Raw genomic sequence first — 9,411 nt, forward strand, 5'->3', positions numbered from 1 at the left:
TCCCCGACCAGGAACAGGAGCGGACTCCATGCGCGCAGTCGTGTTCGAGAACTACCAGACCTTCCCCACCCTCACGGACGTCGAGCGGCCGGTCCCCGGCCCCGGTGAGGTCCTGCTCAAGGTGGCCGGCGCGGGTGCCTGCCACTCCGACGTGGCGATCTTCCAGGACTTCGCCGAGGGCGCGCCCGGTGCGCAGAAGCCGTCCTTCATCCTCGGCCACGAGAACTCCGGCTGGATCGAGGAGCTCGGCCCGGGCGTGGAGGGACTGACCGTCGGGGACGCCTTCCTCGTCTACGGCCCCGTCGGCTGCCAGCGCTGCCGGGCGTGCTCCCGCGGCCAGGACACGTACTGCGAGAACGCCGCCACGATGCCGTACCTCGGCGTCGGCCTGGGGCGCGACGGCGGCATGGCCGAGTACGTGCGCGTGCCGGCCCGCAACCTGGTCCCGCTGGGCGACGCCGACCCCGTCGCCGCGGCATCGCTGGCCGATGCCGGCCTGACCCCCTACCACGCCATCAAGCTGGCCTTGCCGAAGCTCAACGGCGGCGGCAGGTACGCCCTCGTCATCGGGCTGGGCGGCCTGGGACTGCTCGGCGTGCAGATCCTCAAGGCCCTCACCGGGGCCACGATCATCGCCACCGACATGAAGGAGGAGGCGATGGCCGAGGCCGAGCGGCTGGGCGCCGTCACCGTGCCCGGGGGAGCGGGGCAGGTCGAGCGGATCCGGGAGATCACCGGTGGCCGGGGCGTGGACGCCGCGTTCGACTTCGTCGGCGTGAAGCCGACCATCCAGGCCGCCATGTCCTCGATGGCCCGCCAGGGCCGCTGCACCATCGTCGGGATCGCCGGGCACCCCTACGAGTGGTCCTTCTTCACCGCGCCCTACGAGGTGGAGCTGACCAGCACCTACTGGGGCACCATCGAGGAACTGCACGAGGTCGTGGACATGTTCCGGGCCGGCCAGTTGACGCCGATGTACACCACCTACCCGATGGACCAGGCCCTCGAGGCCTACCGGGCGCTGGTGGACGGCCGGGTCTCCGGCCGCGCCGTCGTGGTGCCGCACGCCTGAGACGCGCCCGGAAGCGCCGGCACCACAGACCCGGATTGTTGAACAATCCGGGTCTGTGGTGCATTCTGGAGTGACCACCCGATGAGACGGAGGTCACCACATGGGCACCCTGGACCAGCACGGCGCGCTGCGCATGGACCTGAACAGCGACGTCGGCGAGGCCTTCGGCTCCTACACGATGGGCGATGACGCCGCGATCCTGCGGTCCGTGTCCTCGGCCAACGTCGCCTGCGGCTTCCACGGCGGGGACCCGTCGATCATCGCCCAGACCTGCCGGTACGCGGCCGAGGCCGGGGCCACGGTCGGCGCCCACGTGTCCTACCGCGACCTCGCCGGCTTCGGCCGGCGTTTCCTGGACTGCTCGCCCACCGAGCTCGCCGACGACATCCTCTACCAGATCGGTGCGCTCGAGGCGATGGCCCGCTCGGCCGGCACCGTGGTGCGCTACGTCAAGCCCCACGGCGCGCTGTACAACGCGATCGTCCACCACCGCGAGCACGCCCGCGCCGTGGTGGACGCGGTCAAGGGTTTCGGCCAGGACCTGCCCCTGCTCCTGCTGCCCGGTTCCGCGGCTATCGAGATCGCCGAGGCCTCGGGCCTGCGCGTGGTGACCGAGGCCTTCGCCGACCGCGCCTACACCCCCGAGGGCACGCTCGTCTCCCGCCGGGAGCCCGGCGCCGTCCTGCACGACGAGGCCGAGGTGGCCCGCCGCATGGTCCGGCTCGCCACCGAGCACCGGCTCACGGCCATCGACGGCAGCGACCTGCGCATGGAGGCCTCGAGCATCTGCGTGCACTCGGACACCGCCGGGGCCGTGTCCATGGCCGCGGCGGTGCGCTCCGCGCTGGAAGAGGCCGGCGTGCAGGTGGGACCGTTCGCATGATCGACCCGGACACCTCGACGACCGGTCCCGCGACCGCGTCCGGGACGCCGACGACGGCGCCGCGCGCCCTGCGCTGGGCCGGCACCCGGGCGTTCCTCCTCGAGTGCGCCTCGCTGGCGGACGTCGTGGCCCTGCACGCGCACCTGACGGCCGCGCCCCTGCCGGGCCAGGTGGAGGCCGTGGCGGCCGCCGAGACCGTGACACTGTCCTTCACCCACCGGGCGGCGGCCGTGGCCGGCGCGCGCGCCGTCCAGTCGCTGACGGTCACCGACCGCGCCGGGCAGTCCGGCCGCACCGTGGACATCGACGTGGTCTACGACGGAGAGGACCTCGCCGAGGTCGGTCGGCTGACCGGCCTCGGAGCGGACGGCGTCGTGCGGGTGCACACCCAGACCCTGTGGACCGGGGCGTTCGGGGGCTTCGCGCCCGGTTTCACCTACCTCGTGGCCGAGGACGACCCCCTCCAGGTGCCCCGCCGCTCCACCCCGCGCACGAGCGTCCCCGCGGGCTCGGTGGCCATCGCCGGGCACTTCTCCGCCGTCTACCCGCGCAGCTCCCCGGGAGGCTGGCAACTGCTCGGCCACACCGACGCGAGGATGTGGGACCTGGAACGGTCCTCCCCGGCACTCGTGCGCCCGGGGGACCGGGTGCGCTACCGGGCGGTGCGCGAACTCCTCCGCGTCACCCGTGATCCCGAGCCGGCACCCGAGTCGATGCCCGAGCCGACGACGGCCCCGGAGGCCGGCACCGCGGGAGCGGTGGCCGCCGGTGGCACGGCCACGTCACCGTCGGGCCCACCGGTGCAGTCCGCAGCCGCCGCCCTGGTCGTCGAGGCACCCGGGCTGCAGTCCCTGGTCCAGGACCTGGGACGTCCCGGACTGGGCGACCTGGGCGTGTCCGCCTCCGGCGCCGCGGACACCGCCTCCGCCCGGCAGGCCAACCGGCTGGTCGGCAATCCCCCGGGCGAGGCCGTGATCGAGGCCCTGCTCGGCGGGCTGAGCGTGCGGGCCCGCGGGTCCGTGGTGCTCGCGCTGGCCGGGGCCGACACCCCGGCCCGGATCACGTCGGTCCCGGGCAGCGGTGCCGACGACCGGCCCGCCCCGCCGCGCACCCCGTTCGCCCTGCACGACGGCGAGACCCTCATCCTGGACGAACCCACCGCGGGGCTGCGCACCTACCTGGCGGTGCGCGGCGGACTGGACGTGCCGGCCGTGCTGGACAGCCGCTCCACGGACACCATGTCCGGGATCGGTCCCGAACCGCTGGCCTCCGGCACCGAACTGCCGGTGCGCGGCGATCGCGGATTCGCCGCCGTCGGGACGGCCGAGCCCGCGCTGCGCCGGCTGCCGCGGGCCGGTGAGGTGACCACCCTGCGCGTGGTGCCCGGACCCCGGCAGGACTGGTTCGGCGCCGCCGGGCTGGAGGTGCTGGGCGGCCAGGACTGGGCCGTGAGCAGTCAGTCCAACCGGATCGGGGTGCGCCTGGAGGCGCCCGCGGGCGGGACCCCCCTGGAACGGGTCCGCGAGGGCGAGCTGTCCAGCGAGGGCGCCGTGGCCGGGGCCCTGCAGGTCCCGCCGTCCGGGCTGCCCGTGCTGTTCCTGGCCGACCACCCGGTGACGGGCGGGTACCCGGTGATCGGCGTCGTCGTGCCGGAGGACCTGCCCCTGGCCGCGCAACTGCCGCCCGGGGCGGGCGTCCGCTTCGAGCCGGTCACCCCGCTGACCCTCGTCCCGGCCGTGCACCTGGACGCCGCCACGGCCCCGGAACGCGGCACCGCGGATCCCGGCGCGGATTCCGCCGAGCACCCAGCGACCCCCCTCGAGAGGACTGATCCATGAACACGCTGACGAAGGTCCTGATCGCCAACCGCGGCGAGATCGCCGTGCGCGTGGCCCGCGCCTGCCGCGACGCGCAACTGGCCTCCGTGGCCGTCTACTCGGACCCGGACGCGGACGCGATGCACGTGCGCGCCGCCGATGAGGCCTACGCCCTGCACGGAGCCAGCGCCGCCGAGACCTACCTGGACATGGACAAGCTGCTGGACGTGGCCCGGCGCTCCGGGGCGGACGCCGTCCACCCCGGGTACGGCTTCCTGTCCGAGAACGCGGACTTCGCCCAGGCCGTGATCGACGCCGGACTGACCTGGATCGGCCCCCCGCCGCAGGCGATCCACGAGCTGGGCAACAAGGTCTCGGCCCGGCAGATCGCCGTGGCCGCCGGCGCCCCGCTCGTGCCCGGCACCGACGGGCCCGCCGCCGACGCGGCCGAGGTGCGCGCCTTCGCGGAGGAGCACGGCCTGCCCGTGGCCATCAAGGCGGCGTTCGGCGGTGGTGGCCGGGGGATGAAGATCGTGCGGCGGATGGAGGACATCGAGCACGCGTTCGACTCGGCGGTGCGTGAGGCCGTCACCGCCTTCGGCCGGGGCGAGTGCTTCGTGGAGCGCTTCCTGGACCGACCGCGGCACGTCGAGGCGCAGGTGCTGGCGGACACCCACGGCAACGTCGTGGTGGTCGGCACGCGCGACTGCTCCCTGCAGCGGCGCAACCAGAAGCTCGTGGAGGAGGCCCCCGCCCCGTTCCTCACGGACGACCAGCGCGAGCGCATCCACTCCTCCGCCAAGGAGATCTGCCGCCGGGCCGGGTACACCGGGGCCGGGACGGTGGAGTACCTTGTGGCCCCGGACGGGCTGATCTCCTTCCTGGAGGTCAACACGCGCCTGCAGGTGGAGCATCCCGTCACCGAGGAGACCACCGGCGTGGACCTGGTCCGGGAGCAGTTCCGGATCGCCGCCGGCGAACCGCTGGACCTCACCGAGGATCCGGCCCCGCGCGGGCACGCGATCGAGTTCCGCCTCAATGCCGAGGACCCGGCACTGGGCTTCCTGCCCTCACCCGGGCCGGTCGAGGTGTTCGAGGCGCCCACCGGGGCGGGCATCCGCGTGGACACCGGCGTGCGCTCGGGATCGGTCGTGCCGGGGGAGTACGACTCCATGCTGGGCAAGCTCATCGTCTGGGGCGAGGACCGGCAGCAGGCCATCCGCCGCGCCCGAGCCGCCCTGGACGAGCTCGTCATCCGCGGCCTGCCGACCGTGGTGCCCTTCCACCAGGAGGTCCTGCGCCAGGACGCGTTCACCGACCCGGAGCGGCTGGGGGTCTACACGACCTGGATCGAGACCGAGTTCACCGCGGACCTGGAGGCCTCGCCCTACCTGGCGGCCGCGGCCCCGGGAGCCGAACGCACCGAACTGACCGTGACCCTCGACGGCAAGGCGGTGCGGCTGGGCCTGCCGGCCGACCTGGTGCGCGCGCTGCGCAGCGGCGGGGGCGGGGCCGGCGTCGGATCCGGTGCGGCGGACGGCGCCGATGCCGGGGAGGCCACCGACGGCGCCGTGGCCTCGCCGATGAACGGTTCGCTGGTCAAGTGGCTGGCCGGGGACGGCGAGTCCGTGGCCGCAGGGCAGGGCCTGGCGGTGCTGGAGGCCATGAAGATGGAGACCACCGTCTCCGCAGACCACGCCGGCACGTTCTCCCGGGCGGACCTGCACCCGGCCGATCGGATCAGCAAGGGGCAGGAACTGGGGCGGCTGGCGTGAACCCCGTCACGGACACCGCCGTCCACGCCCACACCGGGGCCTGGGTGGCCCAGGTGCTGCGCCGGCGCATCTCCGCCGGTGACCTGAGACCCGGTGCCAAGCTGGCCGAGCAGGCCCTGTCCGAGGAGTTGGAGGTCTCACGGAACACCCTGCGGGAGGCCTTCGCAGCGCTCGCCGCGGAGTCGATCGTGCAGCGGGTGCCGAACCGGGGCGTCTTCGTGGCCTCGCCGGACGCCGAGGCCATCCGGGACGTCTACCAGGTGCGCCGCATGCTCGAGCCGGCCGCCCTGCTGTGGGGCGACCTCACCGAGGAACGCGAGGAGGAGCTGCGCGGGATCCGGGCGGCGATCGCGGGGGCCCTGGAGGCCGGTGACGCCGACTCGATGGCGGGCGCGAACCAGCGCTTGCACGACGCGATCGTCGCGATGTCCGGTTCCCCGACGCTGAGCACGGTGATGGACCGGACCCTGGCGCGTATGCGACTGGTGTTCCACGGCATGGCGAACCCCTCGGGCTTCCATGCTCCCTATGCGGAGCGCAACCTCCGGTTGCTGGACCTCGTGCTGGCCGGGCGCCGGGAGGAGGCGGCCCAGGCGCTGCGCGGGTACCTGGACGCCGCCGAGCGGGAGCTCCTGGACCACCTCGGGCACTGAGCGGCCGCGTGGCGTCGAGCCTGCGCCTCAAGGGGATCCCCTGGGGGGACCAGCGACTGGGTTCCCGATCGGGCCCGGACTCTATACAGCGCACGCTGAAGCGCCCTGGGCTTGATTCCGAGTCTCACGCAGGAGAATCGGTACATGCCCCAGAGGTTCACCCCTGAGTTCCGCGATCGAGCGGTGCGGATGGTGTGTGATCGTCAGGCCGCTCAAGGTGGTCCCGAAGACCTCAGACTAGTAGTCGTGGAATCGGCCGACGGGACCACCTGGTCTGTCATACCACCAGCCCAAAGGGGTGATGACAAGGACGCTGAGGGCCGGCCCCAGCGGTGAGGGCGCGTGGTTGCTCATCTCAGGCAGGGGTGTGGGTGGTTGATGAACCGAGGGTGGATGCGGTCCACGGCAAGAACTCGCTGATCCAGGGGAAGACCCAGATCATCAGTACGGCGATGGCCAACCCCGCTAGTACGCCTGCTTGTAGAACACGTAGCCACAGCGGGCCGGGCAGGTGACGGAAGATCCAGGCGTACATCTCTCAAGCTCCTTCGAGGGTGATCATCTGGCTGACGACGTCGCGGATCTGGGACGGAGGCTCAGTGTGTGCTGCTGAGAAGGAGCTTTGCTCCAGGTGCACGACCATGCGCATGTCTGTGGTGAAGGGAGGATGGCACGTCGTGAGGGTCAGGATCTTCCGTGTGGGGTGCGCGTTGCTCTCGCCCGGCACGGGCAGCAGGACCTGGCTCTCAGACGGGTACACGATGTGGGTGTTGCGGTAGGTGTAGGTGTAGATGCCTTCTTGGGTTTGGATGTAGGCCTTGTCCCCCGCCTGGAGCGTGTCCATGGCCCAGAACACCTGGCCATGCGACTGCCGATGGCCGGCCAGGCCGACGTTCCCGATGTGGCCTGGCCGTTGAGTGCCGGGGTAGTGACCGATCCCGGCAGAGTTCAGAACCTCCAGGTCGATACCCTCCGCGATGGGTTTGGCGTAATCCTGCCCAAAACGAGGGACATAGAGGATGCCCCATACCTCCCCTTCGGCCGGGGACCCGGCCGCAGAAGACTCAGTGGCCCTCTGCTGGCTCCACTGACGGGCGGTTTCACTCACCACGGACGCCTGTTCGCGGTCACTATCCAGATTGGTCCACCACAGTTGCCAGGCCACGAACAGCAACAGCGTGACCCCGGCGGTAAACAGGACCTCTGCCACACCCCTGACGATCATCTCGATGAAACGCCGTTCACGGCCCGGCGATCCGGTACTTCTGGGGTCGACCATGACGCCCTCTCTGCCACGCCCCGTGTCGGTGGGCGTCGGCCTACAGATCGATCTACGTACGCTGATCCCACGAGGGGACTTGTCCTTCCCCTCGCAGACCGCACCCCTTCCGTGCCTGGCGAGGGGTGCGGTCTGAGGGCCCGTATCGGTCCGGGGTCCTGGGGGATATGGCGGGGGGCCGCGACTGTTATTCCGGACAGCTCAACGATCCAGCTGTCCTACCGCGTCAGCGTCGCTCTGTCCGCGTCGTCTCTGCGTCCCAGTGGTCTTCGGCACTGGGAGCGGTGTGCCGCCTCGGGACGATGCGCAGAAGAGCCAGGCCCAGTGCGAGCAGGGCGAACGCCGCGAGCACGAACCAGAACACGTCCGCACCGGTCATCGCCAGTTCTCCGGCACCGGTGGCAAGTCCACCGCTACCAGCGGCAACTCCGCCGCCGCCAGCAGCAACTGCACCGCTACCAGCGGCAACTCCGCCGCCGCCAGCAGCAACTGCACCGCTACCAGCGGCAACTCCGCCGGTGCCAGTAACGACTCCGCCGGCGCCGGCAACAAGCCCACCGGTGCCGGCGGCGAATCCGGCGGTCATGGGAACTGAAGGGTTGTCATACATGGGTGGTCACCAGGCTTTCTTGCGGTTGAGGGCGGCGTCGAGATAGGCCTTGGCGTGAACCACTTGGAGGAAGAGGTCCACGGTGAGTTCGTACATGGTGGCGGCCAGGGCCATGTACCTCCAGCCTCGGTACCGGATGGTCACGATCCGTTCGAGGATGAACACGGCAGTGACACCCATCCAGAACGGATGGATGAAGAGCCCATGGTCGATGACCAGGGCGTAGATGATGGATCCGAGGTAGGCGAAGGTGACCAGCACGCCCAGCAGCGTGAGCAGTTGTCTGCCCCAGTAGGGGGCGGTGACGTTAGTGAACCCGTATTGGAAGCAGTTCTCGATCGCTCCGCGTTTCCATCGGAGGCGCTGGTTCCACAGTTCGCGCCAGGTCGGCATCACCTCTGTGACCAATCGGCATTCGGCCGGCGAGAGGATGTCATAGTCCAGGGTCATGAGGGCGAAGGACAGTTCGTTGTCCTCGGTGAGCACTGAGGTGTCGTAAACCCCACCGTTGCCGTCCCCGCTAGGCAGGGCGCCTTCGAGGCGGGCTCGGACGACGTGGCGCAAGGTCTTGGCGCGGAACAGTGCCGCGGTCCCGGTCACCACCAGGCACTTGCCGTTGAGCCGGTAGACGTCCCGGGCGTACCGTGCGTACTCGTTGCGTTGCAGATGACCGACGAAACCGCCCCCGGGGCCTCCGGAGAACACCCCGCCGACTGCGCCCAGGTTCGGGGCCCGGTCAAGGTGCCATTCGGCGTTGCGGATGAATAACGGGTCCAGGATCGAGTCCGCATCCTGAATCAGGAGCAGATCGTCATCGTCGAGGCCCGGCAGGTACTGGCGCAGTGCTTGATTCAGCGCACCGGCTTTCTTATCGGTGTTGCCCACCGTTTCAAAGACCGTCGTGCCGTAGGCGCGAGCAATCTTCACGGTGTCATCGGTGCAGTTGTCTGCGACCACGACGATCTCATCGGGCACCCGCGCCTGAGACCGCAGTCCCTCAATGGTTTGGGCGATTCCCTGTTCTTCGTTGTGGGCAGGGACGAGTGCGATCACTCGCGCGGACGATAACGACCAGTCCTCGGTCTCATGGCATGACGACGCAGCCTGATTGATCGTCGCTGAGGCCTGCGAGGCCGAGGTCACGGGCGTACGGGTTGGGACGGAGACATCAGGTGCGCTTTTCGGGCACCCTGACGCCACCGCAGAACGGTTGACTATTGAATTGATGGCGAAGCCCAAAGGGCCCTCCTTGGAGACGGTACAACGTGGAGCCGCGCCACCGAAGGGGGATCAAGGGTGGCACAACCAGGAGCCGCGCCACC

9 protein-coding genes are annotated in these 9,411 nt (G+C 70.6%); 6 read left to right on the forward strand and 3 right to left on the reverse strand.

All coding sequences use genetic code 11. The annotated features are described in order from the left end of the window. Positions 1-28 precede the first annotated feature (28 nt). The 5 genes from PLJ28_RS04690 to PLJ28_RS04710 all read left to right on the forward strand — a co-directional run bounded on the left by PLJ28_RS04690 (position 29) and on the right by PLJ28_RS04710 (position 6,200). Entirely contained in the window at positions 29-1,072 is a 1,044-nt protein-coding gene (locus PLJ28_RS04690) for an NAD(P)-dependent alcohol dehydrogenase (protein ID WP_183528018.1), read from the forward strand. A gap of 100 nt (positions 1,073-1,172) precedes the next feature. Then, the gene (locus PLJ28_RS04695; RefSeq protein ID WP_183528016.1) at positions 1,173-1,955 is read left to right on the forward strand and encodes a LamB/YcsF family protein; all 783 of its coding nucleotides are present in this window, start codon (positions 1,173-1,175) and stop codon (positions 1,953-1,955) included. Continuing rightward, a complete protein-coding gene (locus PLJ28_RS04700) occupies positions 1,952-3,793 on the forward strand; it encodes a 5-oxoprolinase subunit B/C family protein (protein WP_324589918.1) in 1,842 nt (613 codons plus the stop codon). Before PLJ28_RS04695 ends, PLJ28_RS04700 begins: the two co-directional genes overlap by 4 nt. After that, positions 3,790-5,547 (forward strand): acetyl/propionyl/methylcrotonyl-CoA carboxylase subunit alpha, encoded by a 1,758-nt coding sequence (locus PLJ28_RS04705; RefSeq protein ID WP_324589919.1) that lies wholly within the window; start codon positions 3,790-3,792, stop codon positions 5,545-5,547. The genes PLJ28_RS04700 and PLJ28_RS04705 overlap by 4 nt, the downstream gene beginning before the upstream one ends. Then, positions 5,544-6,200 (forward strand): GntR family transcriptional regulator, encoded by a 657-nt coding sequence (locus PLJ28_RS04710; protein ID WP_183528010.1) that lies wholly within the window; start codon positions 5,544-5,546, stop codon positions 6,198-6,200. The genes PLJ28_RS04705 and PLJ28_RS04710 overlap by 4 nt, the downstream gene beginning before the upstream one ends. A gap of 355 nt (positions 6,201-6,555) precedes the next feature. On the opposite strand, the gene PLJ28_RS04715 is transcribed toward PLJ28_RS04710, so the two are convergent. Both PLJ28_RS04715 and PLJ28_RS04720 read right to left on the reverse strand, forming a co-directional pair. Further along, a complete protein-coding gene (locus tag PLJ28_RS04715) occupies positions 6,556-6,735 on the reverse strand; it encodes a hypothetical protein (RefSeq protein ID WP_183528008.1) in 180 nt (59 codons plus the stop codon). Positions 6,736-6,738: 3 nt separating this feature from the next. After that, on the reverse strand, positions 6,739-7,479 hold the full coding sequence (locus PLJ28_RS04720; protein ID WP_183528006.1) for a class E sortase: 741 nt from the start codon (positions 7,477-7,479) through the stop codon (positions 6,739-6,741). A 286-nt stretch (positions 7,480-7,765) separates the two neighbouring features. On the opposite strand from PLJ28_RS04720, the gene PLJ28_RS04725 reads away from it, so the two are divergent. Then, the gene (locus PLJ28_RS04725; RefSeq protein WP_324589920.1) at positions 7,766-8,074 is read left to right on the forward strand and encodes a hypothetical protein; all 309 of its coding nucleotides are present in this window, start codon (positions 7,766-7,768) and stop codon (positions 8,072-8,074) included. 21 nt (positions 8,075-8,095) lie between these two features. Here PLJ28_RS04725 and PLJ28_RS04730 read toward each other — a convergent pair whose 3' ends face one another. Further along, positions 8,096-9,328, reverse strand: a complete 1,233-nt coding sequence (locus PLJ28_RS04730) for a glycosyltransferase family 2 protein (RefSeq protein WP_255459488.1) — start codon at positions 9,326-9,328, stop codon at positions 8,096-8,098. Positions 9,329-9,411 lie beyond the last annotated feature (83 nt).

Origin of the sequence: Citricoccus sp. (assembly GCF_035445025.1) — a bacterium.
Classification (GTDB): domain Bacteria; phylum Actinomycetota; class Actinomycetes; order Actinomycetales; family Micrococcaceae; genus Citricoccus.